This window comes from Micromonospora sp. NPDC049004 (genome assembly GCF_040649315.1).
Taxonomy (GTDB): Bacteria; Actinomycetota; Actinomycetes; order Mycobacteriales; family Micromonosporaceae; genus Micromonospora.
In genome coordinates this window covers 1-15,069 of sequence record NZ_JBEZFG010000022.1, presented here as the reverse complement: position 1 = coordinate 15,069, position 15,069 = coordinate 1, and the positions used below count along the sequence as shown (strand labels likewise).

The window sequence follows — 15,069 nt, the reverse complement described above, 5'->3', positions numbered from 1 at the left end:
CGCTCACCCCGCCCGGCGCTCACCCCGCGCGGCGCTCACCCCGCGCGGCGCTCACCCCGCGCGGCGCTCACCCCGCGCGGCGCTCACCCCGCGCGTCACCACCGAGACCGCGCCGATCTTGCGGTTTCTGTCGTCCAGATGCGCAGGATGCCCCTTATGTGGCGACCGAAAGTGCAAGATCGCTGGGGCTGGGGCTGGGGCTGGGGCTGGGGCTGGGGCTGGGGCTGGGGCTGGACGGGGGCGCCATGGGCGGTGCCCCCGTCCGGGCCTCGGTCAGCGGGCCGCCCGGTCGGCCAGCATCCGCCGGGGATTCCAGCGCAGCAGCCGGTAGCGGAGCCGTCCGGTCAGCGCCACCAGGCGCCCGGAAGCGTCCGCCAGGGCGATCCGCCAGCGCAACAGCACCGAGGGCGGCAGCACGGTGGCGACCAGTCGGGTCCGTCGATCCGCCCGGGCGGCGAGCGCCCCGCGGATCGCGCGTAGCGCAGGCGGCAGCGGTTCGCCGGTCAGCGGGTCCCGCGCGTACCGGGCCCGCTCCTCCGCCCGGCCGAGCAGCCGCGCCGCTCCGACCGCCGCCGTGTCGTCGACGAGGGCATCGCGGACCAGCCGGTCCGCGGTCGCCCGGGGCGTCTCGGTCTGGTCCACCCGGACCTTGAAGTCGACCATCGTGTCCAGCAGCTCGGCCCAGGCGGCGTGCGCGTCGGCGCGAGCGCGGGTGACGTCCGCCTGGACCACCATCACCGGTTTGCCCTCGGTCGGCGGGGTGTCGTCCGGCATGGCGGTGGCCACCGTGGCCTCCGCCCGGCCGGCCCGCCGCCGGCGCAGCGCCAGTCGACGAAGCGCCGGCACCGCCAGCAGCGCCAACAGGGCCAGCACGCCCGCCGTCCACCATGGCCAGACCGGCGGCTGCTCGGCCGGCTCCGTACCACCGAGGGAGAGGCCGGAGTCGGTGTCACGGTCCGCGTTGTCTGGGCCGGCCGGACCCGCCGAGGAGTCCGGATCCGTCGGGCTGTCCGTGGCGCCCGTCTCCGGGCTGGACGGCTCGGGCGCGTCAGTGTCCGGCGCCCAGGCCGACCGGGTGGAGCCGGGCACGCCGTACGCCGGGGTGGCGTCGAACGGCACCCAGCCGATCCCGTTGAAGTAGACCTCGGTCCAGGCGTGCAGGTTGAGGTTCGTCAGCGTGTACGTGTCGCCGTCGCGCTTGCTGCCGTTGGTGAACCCGAACGCGACCCGGGCCGGGATGCCGGCCGAACGGACCAGCCAGGCCATGGCGGCGGCGTACTGCTGGCAGTAGCCGACCTTGTTGGTCAGGAAGTTGACGATGTCCTGGCCGCTGCTGCCGCTCTCGGTGCTGAGGCGGTACTTGAAACCGTTGTCCGCCGAGAAGTGCTGGTAGATCGCGAGGACCCGGTCGTACTCGGTGCGCTTGCCCTGGGTCAGCCCCTTGACCAGCTCCTCCACCTCGGGCACCGGGCCGGGGGTGGCGGTCTGCTGCCGGCGGACCGGGTGGTCGGCCGGCAGTGGCTCCGCGGCCCGCAGGGCCGCCGGAGTGTACGTCGAGCGGACGTAGTCGAACGTGTACTTACGCCCCCGCGAGCTCTCCCGGTTGGAGAAGACGATCTGCTGGTTGGAGTCGTAGAGCCAGTTGCCGTTCAGGTCCTTGGTGCGCACCGGTACGGCGTACACCGGCATCAGGGACATGCTCAGGCTCTTGGTCACCTCGACGGTCGCCCGGTACTCGGTCTGCTGCACCCCCGGGCCGGCCTGCTCGTTCGGGTTGGGCAGATCGCGGTTGGCCGGCTGGCCGCTCGCCGCTCGGGCCTGGAAGCCACTCGGGCGCAGGTCGTCGGCCACCGCGTAGCGCAGGTAGAACGGGTTCGGCTCAGAGGTGGTCACCTTGACCAGGTCGGCCACCTCGGACTGGTTGAGCTGGCCGGCGAGCGACGCGAACAGGTCGATCCGGCCGGACGAGCCGCCCGAGCCCCGGCCGGTGCCGCTGCCGTTGCCCGTGCCACCGGAGAGCGAGTCGAGCAGCCCACCGGTCATGCCGGGCACCGCCAGGGGCAGCGCCACGGCCACCACCACGCCGACCACGGCGAGCCGGCGGCCCGCGGAGGCCAGCGGCGACGCCTCCCACACGTCCACGTCACGACCGTCGCCGGTGAACCGCCGGCCGAACCGACGGACCCGGTCGACGTTGTCGGTGACCAGCAGCCACAGGTAACCGGCGGCGCCCACCACGAACGGCGTCGGGGGGACGCTGTCCACGTAGACGGCGACCGGCACCGAGTAGATCGCGAGCATCGGCAGCCCGGCCAGCGCGGGCCGTCGCAGCCCCACCGCCAGCACGTCCACGAGCACGGCCACCCCGCCGACGCCGAGCACGGTGATGAACAGCAGCGGGTCCGTGTCCGGAACCTCGACGCCGTACGAGCGCATGTCCTGCATCGAGCCGGCGAGCAGATCGGTGAAGTGCTCGATCGTGGCCGGCGTGGGCAGGAAGGTCAGCAGCTCGCTGCCGCTGGGGAACAGCCAGGTCAGCGCGAGCAACAGGGCGGCCAGCATGCCGAGCACCTGACCCCAGAGCGGTGCGCGGACGAGCCGCGTCAGCGCGGCGACCCCGGCCACCACTGCGACGGCGATCGCGCACTGGACCAGCCACGTCCAGGTCTGGAAGATGGCCGACAGCGGCGCGGCGGCGAGCAGCGTCGCGGCGGCCGCCACCGCGCCGGTGTTCCGGCTGGCGATCATGAGGGGAACCTTCCGTTCATCGCACGCCGCCGGCGACCGTCTCGGCCAGCGCGGCACGCAGGGCGAAGCCCTGGGATCCTCGGCCGGCCTGCGGCCACAGCGCGGGCAGTCGGCTGCCGTGGTCGACGCCGACCACCCGCCAGCCACTGCGCACCATGGCCAGCACCGCCGAGCCGTGCGCGTGCTCGGCCTCGGCGCGGGCCTTCTCCGGCAGGCTCAGCCAGGTGGAGCTGTCCAACAGGAAACCGGCGCACGTCGCGCCGTTGCCGCGCAGCCCGGCCAGCAACTCGGCCTCGGCGACGCTGACCATGCCGAACAGCCCGATGATCAGGCCACCGTCGGCGCGCTGCCGAACCCGCTGCACCAACCCGGTCACGTCGGCGCGCTGGTCCAGACGGACCTCGGCCAGGTGGTCGAGCAGCACACCGTCGCCGCCGCCCTCCGAGGCGTCCACGTCGACCCCCGAGCCGGTGACCAGGCGCAGCTTGTAGCCGGACTGCCGCAGGTGCACGGCGATGCTGGCGGCAGCGGAGACCGCCCACTCGAAACTCGACGTCGGGCCGTCGCCCCGGTGGCCGTACGCGCGGGTGTCCAGGACGACGGTGGCCCGACTCTCCCAGGGCTGTTCCTCCCGGCGCACCATCAGCTCGCCGGTGCGTGCCGTGGACTTCCAGTGCACCCGGCGCAGGTCGTCGCCCCGGCGGTACTCCCGGGTCGCCGCGTCGTCCTCGCCGTGCACCGCCACCGAGCGGGCCCGGCTGTCGCCGCTGCCCGCGTACTCCCCGGGGAGCCGGACCGACGGCAGGGGGGTGACCTGCGGGATGACCGTCAGATGGTCGGTGCTGGGGAAGGAGCGGGTGAGCTCGCAGAGGCCGAACGGGTCGGTCATCCGGACCACCAGCGGGCCCACGTCGTAACGGCCCCGCACGTCGGCGCGCACCGTGTACGCCACGGAGCTGGCCTGGTGCGCGCCGAGCCGTTCCAGCACCACCCGGGGACGGCTGCCCAGCGCGTAGGGCAGCCGGTCCTCCAGCAACAGGGTGCCGGTGGGCAGCCGGGAGAGGTTCTGCAGGCGCAGCACGACCCGCGAGTTGGCCCCGACCGGGACCCGGTGCGGGTCCAGCGACCGGTTGCAGGCCAGCTTGTAACGGCTGCGACCCACGTAGGCGGCGGCCAGCAGCGGCAGGACGGCCAGCAGCACGGCCACCCGGAGCAGGTCCTTCTCGCCCAGGATGATGGCCGAGATCGCCGCCGCGATCGCGGCCGCGAGGAACGAGCGCCCGCGGGTGGTCAGCCCGCGCAGCCCGGCACGCACGTCACGGCCTCCGCGGCTCGTAGGGCGCGCGACCGTTGCCGGTGGCGGGTCGGGTGTCGTAGGGGCTGCGCTGCCGGTCGTGCGGCAACGGCAGCCGGTGCACCAGCTCGGAGACGATCGCGTCGGTGGTGCGTCGGGCGAGCTGCGCGTCGGCCGTCGGGATGATCCGGTGCGCGAGCACCGGCACCGCCAGGGCCTGCAGGTCGTCGGGGAGCACGTAGTCGCGACCCTCCAACGCGGCGACCGCCCGGGCCGTGCGCAGCAGCTGCAGGGTCGCCCGGGGGGACGCGCCGAGGCGCAGGTCGGGGGCCTCCCGGGTGGCGGTGACCAGGTCGATGGCGTACTGCTTGACGGCGTCCGCGACGTGCACCTGCCGGACGGTGGCGATGAGCTGCCGGACGATGTCCGCGTCGGAGACCGGGCGCAGCTCGTTCAGCGGGTCGGTGCCGCCGTGCCCGTCCAGCATGGCCAGCTCGGCGCCGGCGTCGGGGTAACCCATCGCGATCCGGGCGGTGAACCGGTCGCGCTGCGCCTCAGGCAGCGGGTACGTCCCCTCCATCTCGATCGGGTTCTGGGTGGCGATGACCATGAACGGGGTCTGGAGCTGGTAGGTCACACCGTCGACGGTGACCTGCCGTTCCTCCATGCACTCCAGCAACGCCGACTGGGTCTTCGGCGACGCCCGGTTGATCTCGTCGCCGACGACCAGGTTGGCGAAGACCGCGCCCGGGCGGAACTCGAAGTCGTGCGTCTCCTGGTTGTAGACGCTGACGCCGGTGACATCGCTGGGCAGCAGGTCGGGGGTGAACTGGATCCGGCGCACCGTGCAGTCGATGGACCGCGCGAGGGCCTTGGCCAGCTTGGTCTTGCCGACGCCGGGAACGTCTTCGATGAGGAGGTGGCCCTCGGCGAGCAGGACGGCCAGGGCCAGCCGCACGGTGGCGGTCTTACCCTCGATGACCTGCTCGATGTTGGCCACGATGGCCTCGCTGGCGGCGCGGAACTCGTCGTGCGGCAACAGGCCGCCCACCTCGTCCCAGGTCTGTTGTGTCACGGGCCTCCTCCTCGTCGCCGTCACGGCAGCTCTGTAGAGAGCACCTGGACCCGCCGTTGGGTTCGCGACGTCGAGCCTCGTTTGCCGCAGGATTCTCACTGGCCTCTCAGGCTAACCATGTTTGTCGTTATCGCCGACCCCCGCAGGTAGTCCGCCGCTTACGCACGGATATTCGCCGAGATGGGGGATCGAGCCGACCGCGCCGGCGGTTCCTCCGGCTCCGTCGGCGACGGGGTACACTGCCGGGCATGGCCGGAGTCTTCCTGCTTCTTACCGGGCCGTGCTGATGCGCTGAACGCGCGACAGCACGGCGGCCCCTCCTGCGCGAGGGGCTTTTTTGTGCCCGCCGCCGGTCCGGCCCGGTGGTGCCGAGACGAAGCGAAGCGAAGCGAGGAGAAACGATGAGTGAGGCAGCCGCACCGGCGGGCGACATCCCCCCGTTCCGGTACACCGCGGCCCTGGCTGACGAGATCGAGACCCGTTGGCAGGACACCTGGGCGCGCGAGGGCACCTTCCACGCACCGAACCCGACCGGTCCGCTGGCCGATCCGGGCCACCCCCGGGCCGGGGCGGAGAAGCTGTACGTACTGGACATGTTCCCGTACCCGTCCGGCGCCGGCCTGCACGTCGGCCACCCGCTGGGCTACATCGGCACCGACTGCTACGCCCGCTACCAGCGGATGGCCGGGCGCAACGTGCTGCACGCGATGGGCTTCGACGCGTTCGGGCTGCCCGCCGAGCAGTACGCCGTGCAGACCGGCACCCACCCCCGCACCACGACTGTGGCGAACATCGAGCGGTACAAGGCGCAGCTGCGCCGCCTGGGACTGGCCCACGACGAGCGCCGCTCGGTGGCGACCATCGACACCGACTTCTACCGCTGGACCCAGTGGATCTTCCTGCAGATCTTCAACTCCTGGTACGACCGCGACGCCGGTAAGGCCCGGCCGATCGCCGAGCTGATCGCCGAGTTCGAGGGCGGCAACCGGCCCACCCCGGACGGCCGGCCCTGGGCCGAGCTGAGCGTCGCCGAGCGCCGCGGAGTCGTCGACGACCACCGACTGGCGTACGTCTCGGAGGCGCCGGTGAACTGGTGCCCCGGGCTGGGCACCGTGCTGGCCAACGAGGAGGTCACCGCCGACGGTCGCTCCGACCGGGGCAACTTCCCGGTCTTCAAGCGCAGCCTGAAGCAGTGGAAGATGCGGATCACCGCGTACGCCGACCGGCTGCTGGACGACCTGGACAGCCTGGACTGGCCCGAGCCGATCAAGCTGATGCAGCGCAACTGGATCGGTCGCTCCACCGGCGCGCACATCGACTTCCCAACCACCCGGGAGCCGATCCGGGTGTTCACGACCCGCCCGGACACCGTCTTCGGGGCCACCTACATGGTGCTGGCGCCCGAGCACGAGCTGGTCGACACGCTGGCGCCGGCCACCTGGCCCGACGGCACGAGGGACGCCTGGACCGGCGGGCACGCCAGCCCCTCCGAGGCCGTCGAGGCGTACCGCAAGGCGGCGGCCGCCAAGACCGACGTCGAGCGGCAGTCCGACAGCAAGGAGAAGACCGGCGTCTTCATCGGCGCGTACGCCACCAACCCGGTCACCGGTGGGCAGATCCCGATCTTCATCGCCGACTACGTACTGGCCGGCTACGGCACCGGCGCGATCATGGCGGTGTCCGCCCAGGACGAGCGGGACTGGGCGTTCGCCGAGGTGTTCGAGCTGCCCATCGTGCGCACCGTGCAGCCGGCGGAGGGCTTCGACGGCAAGGCGTACACCGGGGACGGCCCGGCCATCAACAGCGCCGCGCCCGAGCGCGGCCTGGACCTGAACGGCCTGGGGGTCGCCGACGCCAAGGCGGCGATCATCGCCTGGCTGGAGGCCAACGGCCACGGCACCGGCGCGGTGACCTACCGGCTGCGCGACTGGCTGTTCTCCCGCCAGCGTTACTGGGGTGAGCCGTTCCCGATCGTCTACGACGAGACCGGCGCCGCGATCGCCCTGCCCGAGGAGATGCTGCCGGTCGAGCTGCCGGAGGTGGAGGACTTCTCCCCGAAGACGTTCGACCCGGACGACGCGGCCTCCAACCCGGAGACCCCGCTGTCGCGACGCCGCGACTGGGTCGAGGTGGAGCTGGACCTGGGCGACGGGCCGAAGCGCTACACCCGCGAGACCAACGTGATGCCGCAGTGGGCCGGCTCCTGCTGGTACGAGATGCGCTACCTGGACCCGACCAACTCCGAGCGGTTCGTCGACGCGGAGAACGAGCGGTACTGGATGGGCCCGCGCGGCGAGGGCGACTGCGGCGGCACCGACCTGTACGTCGGCGGCGCCGAGCACGCCGTGCTGCATCTGCTGTACGCGCGGTTCTGGCACAAGGTGCTGTTCGACCTGGGGCACGTGTCGTCGTTCGAGCCGTTCCGCAAGCTGTTCAACCAGGGCATGATCCAGGCGTACGCGTACACCGACTCGCGCGGCAGCTACGTGCAGGCCGAGGACGTCGTCGAGCGCGACGGCGCCTACTACCTGGGCGACCTGACGGTCAACCGCGAGTACGGCAAGATGGGCAAGTCGCTGAAGAACGTGGTGACCCCCGACGACATGTGCGCCGCCTACGGCGCGGACACCTTCCGGGTGTACGAGATGTCGATGGGCCCGCTGGAGGTGTCCCGCCCCTGGGAGACCCGGGCCGTGGTCGGCTCGTACCGGTTCCTGCAGCGCGTCTGGCGGGCGATCGTCGACGAGCAGACCGGCGCGGTGCGGGTCACCGACGACCCGGCCGACGAGGCGACCCGCCGGCTGCTGCACAAGGTGATCGACGGGGTCCGGGCCGACATGGACGGCATCCGGTTCAACACCGCCATCGCCAAGCTGATCGAGCTGACCAACGGGCTGACCCGACTGTCGAGCACGCCACGGGAGGTGGCCGAGCCGCTGGTGCTGATGGTGGCGCCGTTCGCCCCGCACGTGGCCGAGGAGCTGTGGCGCAAGCTGGGCCACGACACCTCGCTGACGTACGCGGACTTCCCGACCGCCGACCCGGCGCTGCTGGTGGCCGAGACGGTGACCTATCCGGTGCAGGTCAACGGCAAGGTCCGTGGCCGCATCGAGGTCCCCGCCGACGCCGCCGAGGAGACCGTCCGCGCGACGGCCCTGGACGCGGTGGCCGCCACCCTGGCGGGCAGGGAACCCCGCAAGGTCATCGTGGTCCCGGGCCGCCTGGTCTCGATCGTCGCCTAACCACCCCACCCACCCACCCCCCGCCCCCGCCCCCGCCTCTCGTCCCGGTCGATCATGGAGTTGTGGTGCCCGAGTCGCCCCGGGCCAGGGGATTCGTCCCCACCACGACTCCATGATCGACGCGACCGGCGGGGCGGGGGTTAGGGGGACAGGGGGGTGGCGACTGTGTGGCGATGGGTGTGCAGCCAGTCCTGCCAGCGGCGGATCACCGCCACCGCGCCCGCGTCGCGCAGGCGGCGCATGGCCGGCACGTCGCGGTCGGCGTCGGCGTCGATGCCCCGCCAGGTGCTCCCGATCTGGTCGAGCATCACGTCCACCAGTTCCGCCCGGGGCAGCAACCCCGGGCCGGCCGCGTCGTAGGCGGCGCAGAGCACACGACACCGCCGACCCAGCTCGGCCGGGTCGGCGCCCTCGCCCAGCGGCGCCCAGTGCCAGCCGGCGAACGCCACGTCCTCGATCCGGCGCCCCGGCCTGGCCAGGTCCCAGTCGATGAAGGCCACGGGCAGCGGCCCGGTCGGGGAGTCCCGGTACACGGTGTTCTTCGGCGACAGGTCGCGGTGGCACACCGTCTCGGCGTCGCCGGCCAGGTCGGTGCCCGCACACGCGTCGTGCAGCCGGCGGATCAGCTCGGCCAGCCGCACCAGCGCCGCGTCGGCGAAGAACCCCGGATCCTCCCGGTCCCGCCACGGCACCCGCCCCGCGACGTAGCTGAGCACCTGCCGGCCGCGGTCGTCGACGCCCAGGTGCCGGGGCGCGAGGTCCGCGCCCACCTCGGCCAGGTGCCGCAGCAGCGCACCGACGAAGTCCAGGTTGGCCGGTGGGGTACGTCGTACCGTGTCGCCGATCCGGACCACGTCGGCGACGTAGCCACCGGTGAGCGCCTCCTCGACGTCGCCGCCGGTGGGCGGTTGGTCGGCGTGGCCGCCGGTGGGCGGTTGGTCGGCGTTTCCGCTGGTGGGCGGCTGCTCGGTGGCGCCGTCGGTCGGCCCGGGCATGGTCAGGCCGGGATCCGGCGGCGGCGTCGTTCACCGCGCCACCACTGGTGGACGAGCACGAGGCTGGCGATCAGGCCGAGGCTGGAAGGGGCGGCGGCGTACCAGTTGATGTGCCCGGGTGAGCTGACGGCCGCGCCGATCGCGGCGTAGCCGAACGCGGTCGGCGCGGCGGCGATCACGCTGCCGGCCAGGAACGGCAGCATCCGGGCGCCGGTCGTGCCGTAGCCGTAGCTGACCAGGCCGAAGCCGGCGATCGGCAGCAGCCGGACGGTGATCACGCCGACCACGCTCTGCCGGGCGAACCACCCGTCGAGGCGGGCCAGTCGGCCCCGGACCCGCTCGGCGACGAACTCCCGGCCGAGCAGCCGGCCCACCGTGAACCCGATCGCCGCCGCCACCAGCGCGGCACCCAGGGCGTACGCCGCGCCCTCCAGGGGGCCGAAGATCGCGCCCGCGGCCAGCGTGATGAAGGTACGGGGGACCAGCGCGACCAGCAGCAGCGCTCCACCGAGGATCGCCGCCACCGGAGCGAGGCCGCCCAACCGGTCGGCCAGGTCCGGCAGGTGCGCCAGATCCGGTCGGGGCAGCAGGAGCAGCAGCAGCCCGCAGCCGCCGATCAGCAGCACGAGCAGGGCGAACCGGGCGGCCGACGGCTGCCGGAGCAGCCGCCGGACGGCTCGGATCATGCCCGGGCGGGGGCCACTGCGGCGCGGCGCTCGTTGCGCAGCCGGTCCGACCAGGTGTCGTCCAGCGGAGGCAGCTGGTGTGCCCCGGTGGCCCAGCGCAGCAGCAGGTCGGCCAGGGCCGGGTTGCGGGCCAGTGCCGGGCCGTGCGAGTAGGTGCCCAGCAGCTTGCCGCGCCACGCGCCCTCGGTGGCGCCGTCGTTGCCGATCCCGGTGGTGACCCGGGCGAGCGGGGCGACCTCCGGACCGAGGTGGGTGCGACCGCCGTGGTTCTCGAAACCGGTCAGCGGGGGCAGGCCCAGCCGGGGGTCGATCTCACCGGCCAGCTCGCCGACGGCCCGGCTCTCGCCCCGGTCGGACTGCAGGTCCAGCAGCTCCAGCCCTCGACACTGGACGCCCTTGGCGAAGAAGGAGGTGCCGAGCAGCTGGTAGCCGGCACAGACGCCGAAGACCACCGAGCCCTGGGCGACCGCCCGGTGCAGGCCGCCGTCGGCGATCAGCCGCTGGGCACCCAACGCCTGCGGGCCGTCCTCGCCCCCGCCGACCAGGTAGATGTCGGCGGTCGCGGGCAGCCGCTGGTCGGAGCGGACCTCCAGCACCTCGACCGGCATGCCCCGCTGGCGGGCCCTCCGGGCGAGGATCAGGGCGTTGCCCCGGTCGCCGTAGGTGGACAGCAGGTCGGGGTAGATCCAGACGATGCGCAGGCTCTCAGATGACACGGTCCAACTCCGCTCGGATGTCCTGGAACGCGGTGTAGTTCGCGATGACCTCCAGCCGCCCGGGCGGGACCGACCGGATCGCGTCGTCGAAGGTGCGTACGTGCTGGAACGGTACGTCGTTGACGTCCAGCCGGACCGCCAGGTCGTAGGCCCGGTCTCCGGTGATCAACACCTGCCGGCCGCGCAGCGGGGCGAAGTCGACGTCGTAGAGCCAGGAGGTGTCCAGACCGTCGGGGTCGCGCGCGTTGATGGAGAGCAGTGTCGGCGCGTCGTCGGCCATGTCGAAGGCCTCCAGCCAGCTGGCCGGGTTCTTGGCCAGCAGCAGCCGGATGTTGCGCCCGTCCTTGTCGACCTGCGCGTAACGGCCGGCCACCGAGGTGACGATGCCGAGGCGGGACACCGCGTCGACGGGGCGTACGCCGAACTCGGCCGCCACGGCCAGCGCGGTCGCCGCGTTGCCGAGGTTGACCTTGCCGGGCAGCTGGAGGGAGACCTTGTGCCAGGCCCCGGTGGGGTCGAGCACGCCCTCGTCCTCGACGACCCAGTTCGGCTCCGGTCGGCGCAGCGCACAGCCGGTGCACCACCACTGCTCGCCCGAGCGCTGGATCGTGGAGCCGCACTCCGGGCAGACCCAGGAGTCGTCGTGCCAGCGCTGGCCGGCGCTGAACCAGGTCACGTGCGGCGGGTTGATGCCCCGGGCGGGGTCGCCGGGCGGGGTGGCGGCCCAGACGACAAGCGGGTCGTCGGCGTTGGCCACCACCCGTACGTCGGTGTGCCGGACCAGCGCCGCGCGCCAGAGCTGCGCCATCATGGCGACCTCCTTGGCCCGGTCCAGCTGGTCGCGGGAGAGGTTCAGCAGCGCCACCACGTGCGGTTCGGTCGACTCCAGCACCTGGGCGAGGTAGTGCTCGTCGACCTCCAGCACCGCGTACGGGGTGCTGCCGGCCTTGGCCAGCGCCGAGGTGTGCCCGCTGGGCATGTTGGCGCCGAAGGAGTTGGTGGCGACCCGGCCGAGCACGCCGACCGCGGCGGCGGTCAACCGGGTGGTTGTCGTCTTGCCGTTGGTGCCGGAGACGAGCGCGATGGCGCGTCCGGCCGACAGGTGCGCCAGCAGGTCCGGGTCGATCTTCAGCCCGATCCATCCGCCGATCACCGATCCGTCGCCACGGCCGGCGGCCCGGGAGAGCGCCGCGGCGGTCCGTGACACGGAGCTGGCCACCTTGGCCCGTAGGGGCATTTTCGCGTCCGTCACGCGAGCGAGGTTACCGGACCGCCCGCCTCACCAGATCGCCGCCGACGGTGAACCGTTCGGCCGTGGCGTCCGCGCGGGTGGTCGGTTCGCGCTCCACCGGACGGAGTCGATCTATGTCGGAAAGCGGACCACGCCGGGGGAGGGCTCCGGCCCTCCACTCCGCTCCACCCCGTGTGACGTGCGGTTTTGCGCGTGAATCGACCGCGCCACGCGGGCGAATCTGGTTGCAGGTGGAGGGAAGTGGAGTAAGGTGGGGCCCAATGGTGAGGCCGGGAGGGCTCACCGGCCCGGGGGGTCAGCGGCGCCGCGAACGCCGCTCAAGGGCGAGGGGGTAGGGCCGGATGTTCCTCGGCACCCATACTCCGCGCCTGGACGACAAAGGCCGGTTGATCCTTCCGGCCAGGTTCCGGGATGAGCTGGCGGGGGGTGTCGTGGTCACCAAAGGGCAGGATCGTTGCCTCTACGTCTTTCCGACACCCGAGTTCCAGCGGATCGCGGAGCAGTTGCGCGCGCAGCCGATGACGCACAAGGCGGCCCGGGCCTACAGCCGGGTCTTCTTCGCCAGCGCGCACGACGAGGTGCCGGACAAGCAGGGCCGCGTGACCATTCCGGCACACCTTCGCCAGTACGCCGCGCTCGACCGTGACCTGGTGGTCATCGGCGCGAGCACGCGGGTGGAGATCTGGGACAAGGTCGCCTGGGAGACCTACCTCGCCGAGAGCGAAGACGACTTCGCCGACATCGAGGAGGGGGTGCTGCCCGGCGGTCTGTAGGGCGGAACGGCGCCCGACGTACTGCGAGATCTCCAGCCGCTTTCGAGTTCCTGGCACCCCTTCCCCGGTGCCAGGCGCACGATCCAGTCATCGGGCGCGCGTCCGGTGTCCGGCGGGAGCGGATGGGGATCTGGCGGTACGACGGCAGCGCCGTCGCCACGGCAGACGCGCGAGAAGAACGGACGTTTCAACCAGTGGGGGTCGACATGGGGGAGTTGCGCGGCACGCACGTGCCGGTGCTGCTCGAGCGGTGTCTCGAGCTGCTGGCCCCCGCGCTGGGTCGAGGCGGCCGGACGGTGCACGTCGACGCGACGCTCGGCCTGGCCGGGCACGCGGAGGCGGTGTTGGAGGCGCACCCGGAGACGGTCCTGATCGGGCTCGACCGGGACACCGAGGCGCTCGCTCACGCGCGGGTCCGGCTGGCGCGGTTCGCCGACCGGGTGCACCTGGAGCACGCCGTCTATGACGAGCTGCCCGAGGTGCTTGAGCGGCTGGGCTATCCGGGAATCGACGGGATCCTGTTCGACCTGGGTGTCTCGTCGCTGCAACTGGACGCGCCCGACCGCGGGTTCGCGTACGCGCAGGACGCGCCGCTGGACATGCGGATGGATCAGACGCGGGGGGTGACCGCCGAAGAGGTGGTCAACACGTACGCCCATCCGGATCTGGCCCGGGTGCTGCGGGTGTACGGCGAGGAGAAGTTCGCCGGCCGGATCGCCTCGGCGATCATCCGGGAGCGGGAACGCGCCCGGATCACCTCGTCCGCGCGGCTGGCGGAGCTGGTCCGGGATTCCATTCCGGCGCCAGCGCGACGAACGGGCGGACACCCGGCAAAGAGAACGTTTCAGGCTTTACGGATCGAGGTAAACAGAGAGCTGGCAGCGCTGGAGACGGCGCTGCCGTCCGCGCTCGACGCTTTGACCGTGGGCGGTCGCATGGTGGTCCTGTCCTACCACTCGCTGGAGGACCGGCTCACCAAGGCGGCGCTCGCGGATCGGGTCCGCAGTAAGGGCCCGATCGACCTCCCGGTTGAGCTGCCCGGGTCGGGTCCGACGTTCCGGCTGCTCAGCCGGGGCGCCGAACTGCCCGGGGAGGCGGAGGTCGCCGCGAACCCGCGCGCCGCTTCGGTGCGGTTGCGGGCCGCGGAGCGACTCGACCCGAACGCGACAGAACAGGGGCGGACCGACCGCGAACGGTCCCGCCGCAGGGTGAAGGGGATGCACCAACCGGGCACTGGGTCAGCCTGATCCGTGGGGGATCAGGGGCACCGGGACGGCAGAGGGACGGATGTAGAGGGGGAGGGGACATGAACATTGACAAGCGCGACCGCCGGGACATCACCGGCGGCGGGCAGCGCGCACCGCGGTCGGGGGGCCGGACCGCGGCGGAGCGAGCCCCGCGCGTGGGGAACGGTACGCCACGCATCGATCGAGTCAACCGGCAGGGGGAGGCTCGCGCCCGGGGGGCGCGCGAGTTCCCGACCCAGGGCAGCGCCGCGCTGCGTCCGGCCGAGAAGGCCGGCGTCGCCGCGACCGCTCGCTCGCCTCGGCTGCGGGTGGCGCCGCCGCCGCCGGTGTCGGTGCCGCGCGCGCCGTTCGCGGCGCTGATCGTGGTGCTGGTGGTCGGTGGGGTGCTCGGCATCCTGGCGGTCAACACCAAGATCAATGAGAACGCCTTCCGGTTGGAGAAGCTGCAGCAGCAGCAGGCCCGACTGGACCTGGAGAAGCAGCAGCTGGACAAGCAGATCACCGAGTACGAGGCGCCGGGCAACCTGACCGCCGAGGCGCGGCGACTGGGTCTGGTGGACGCCGGTGAGCCGGCGTACATCCGGATGCCGGACGGCAAGACCATCGGCGTGCCGAAGCCGGCGACCGGCCAGCCGTCGGTCACCAGCCAGGGCGCGGGAGGCTGACACGTGTCACCGAGGTCGGACGAGCCGCGCCGGAACCCGCCAGGGTCCCGGCGCGGCTCTTCGCGTGCTGCCGGGCCCGCCGACGAGGAGTCGCGGGCCGGCGAGCCGGGCATCGGGGGCATCTCCGGCGCCCGGGCGTACACCCCGAGGGGCCGGACCGTCCGCGAGGGCACGCCGGCGCGCGGTGGGGCGGCCGAGCAGCGGCGTACCCCGCGCAGCACCCGGTCCGGTGACCCGTTCCGGCCGGCGTTGCAGGTGCTCGACGGCGGCCGGGCCGCCGCCCGTTCGGGCCGGCGGGACGCTCCGGCGGCCGGCCGGGGCGGTGTCGTGCGGACCGTCGCGCCGCGCACCCCGCGCGGCCCGGCCGGCGACGAGC

11 protein-coding genes and 1 pseudogene are annotated in these 15,069 nt (G+C 72.9%); 5 read left to right on the top strand and 7 right to left on the bottom strand.

From position 1 onward, the window contains the following. Window positions 1-273 precede the first annotated feature (273 nt). Genes AB0B97_RS32345 through AB0B97_RS32335 form a run of 3 tightly spaced genes read right to left on the bottom strand, consistent with a single transcriptional unit; the run spans window position 274 to window position 5,117 of the window. Window positions 274-2,748, bottom strand: a complete 2,475-nt coding sequence (locus AB0B97_RS32345; RefSeq protein ID WP_357499102.1) for a DUF3488 and transglutaminase-like domain-containing protein — start codon at window positions 2,746-2,748, stop codon at window positions 274-276. 16 nt (window positions 2,749-2,764) lie between these two features. After that, complete coding sequence (locus AB0B97_RS32340; protein ID WP_357499100.1) at window positions 2,765-4,063, bottom strand: DUF58 domain-containing protein; 1,299 nt, start codon at window positions 4,061-4,063, stop codon at window positions 2,765-2,767. Window position 4,064: 1 nt separating this feature from the next. Beyond that, window positions 4,065-5,117 (bottom strand): MoxR family ATPase, encoded by a 1,053-nt coding sequence (locus tag AB0B97_RS32335; protein ID WP_234590654.1) that lies wholly within the window; start codon window positions 5,115-5,117, stop codon window positions 4,065-4,067. Window positions 5,118-5,518: 401 nt separating this feature from the next. Here AB0B97_RS32335 and leuS point away from each other — a divergent pair, with 401 nt between their 5' ends. Next, window positions 5,519-8,359 carry a leucine--tRNA ligase gene (leuS, locus tag AB0B97_RS32330; RefSeq protein WP_357499098.1) on the top strand — a complete coding sequence of 947 codons (2,841 nt, stop codon included), beginning with the start codon at window positions 5,519-5,521 and terminating at the stop codon, window positions 8,357-8,359. A 140-nt stretch (window positions 8,360-8,499) separates the two neighbouring features. Here leuS and AB0B97_RS32325 read toward each other — a convergent pair whose 3' ends face one another. The 4 genes from AB0B97_RS32325 to AB0B97_RS32310 are packed head-to-tail and all read right to left on the bottom strand — an operon-like array spanning window position 8,500 to window position 11,993. Further along, window positions 8,500-9,354, bottom strand: a complete 855-nt coding sequence (locus AB0B97_RS32325; protein ID WP_357499096.1) for an aminoglycoside phosphotransferase family protein — start codon at window positions 9,352-9,354, stop codon at window positions 8,500-8,502. Window positions 9,355-9,356: 2 nt separating this feature from the next. After that, window positions 9,357-10,040, bottom strand: coding sequence for a VTT domain-containing protein (locus AB0B97_RS32320; protein WP_357499094.1), 684 nt, complete (start codon window positions 10,038-10,040; stop codon window positions 9,357-9,359). Beyond that, window positions 10,037-10,756 carry a glutamine amidotransferase gene (locus AB0B97_RS32315; protein WP_357499092.1) on the bottom strand — a complete coding sequence of 240 codons (720 nt, stop codon included), beginning with the start codon at window positions 10,754-10,756 and terminating at the stop codon, window positions 10,037-10,039. Before AB0B97_RS32315 ends, AB0B97_RS32320 begins: the two co-directional genes overlap by 4 nt. Further along, entirely contained in the window at window positions 10,746-11,993 is a 1,248-nt protein-coding gene (locus tag AB0B97_RS32310) for a MurT ligase domain-containing protein (protein WP_234590677.1), read from the bottom strand. Before AB0B97_RS32310 ends, AB0B97_RS32315 begins: the two co-directional genes overlap by 11 nt. A gap of 356 nt (window positions 11,994-12,349) precedes the next feature. On the opposite strand from AB0B97_RS32310, the gene mraZ reads away from it, so the two are divergent. The 4 genes and pseudogenes from mraZ to AB0B97_RS32290 all read left to right on the top strand — a co-directional run. Further along, window positions 12,350-12,781, top strand: coding sequence for a division/cell wall cluster transcriptional repressor MraZ (mraZ, locus tag AB0B97_RS32305; RefSeq protein ID WP_007463034.1), 432 nt, complete (start codon window positions 12,350-12,352; stop codon window positions 12,779-12,781). A 206-nt stretch (window positions 12,782-12,987) separates the two neighbouring features. Next, complete coding sequence (gene rsmH / locus AB0B97_RS32300; RefSeq protein ID WP_308195427.1) at window positions 12,988-14,028, top strand: 16S rRNA (cytosine(1402)-N(4))-methyltransferase RsmH; 1,041 nt, start codon at window positions 12,988-12,990, stop codon at window positions 14,026-14,028. Window positions 14,029-14,087: 59 nt separating this feature from the next. Further along, entirely contained in the window at window positions 14,088-14,693 is a 606-nt protein-coding gene (locus AB0B97_RS32295) for a hypothetical protein (RefSeq protein WP_234590607.1), read from the top strand. Between the two features lie 3 nt (window positions 14,694-14,696). Continuing rightward, window positions 14,697-15,069: pseudogene (locus tag AB0B97_RS32290) on the top strand (penicillin-binding protein 2); the annotation flags it as partial.

Excerpts from the sequence above, each read along its gene's own strand:
- AB0B97_RS32295 (WP_234590607.1), top strand. The coding sequence starts at position 14,088 with ATGAACATTGACAAGCGCGACCGCCGGGACATCACCGGCGGCGGGCAG.
- rsmH (WP_308195427.1), top strand. The coding sequence starts at position 12,988 with ATGGGGGAGTTGCGCGGCACGCACGTGCCGGTGCTGCTCGAGCGGTGT.
- AB0B97_RS32325 (WP_357499096.1), bottom strand. The coding sequence starts at position 9,354 with ATGCCCGGGCCGACCGACGGCGCCACCGAGCAGCCGCCCACCAGCGGA.
- AB0B97_RS32310 (WP_234590677.1), bottom strand. The coding sequence starts at position 11,993 with ATGCCCCTACGGGCCAAGGTGGCCAGCTCCGTGTCACGGACCGCCGCG.
- AB0B97_RS32345 (WP_357499102.1), bottom strand. The coding sequence starts at position 2,748 with ATGATCGCCAGCCGGAACACCGGCGCGGTGGCGGCCGCCGCGACGCTG.
- AB0B97_RS32320 (WP_357499094.1), bottom strand. The coding sequence starts at position 10,040 with ATGATCCGAGCCGTCCGGCGGCTGCTCCGGCAGCCGTCGGCCGCCCGG.
- mraZ (WP_007463034.1), top strand. The coding sequence starts at position 12,350 with ATGTTCCTCGGCACCCATACTCCGCGCCTGGACGACAAAGGCCGGTTG.
- leuS (WP_357499098.1), top strand. The coding sequence starts at position 5,519 with ATGAGTGAGGCAGCCGCACCGGCGGGCGACATCCCCCCGTTCCGGTAC.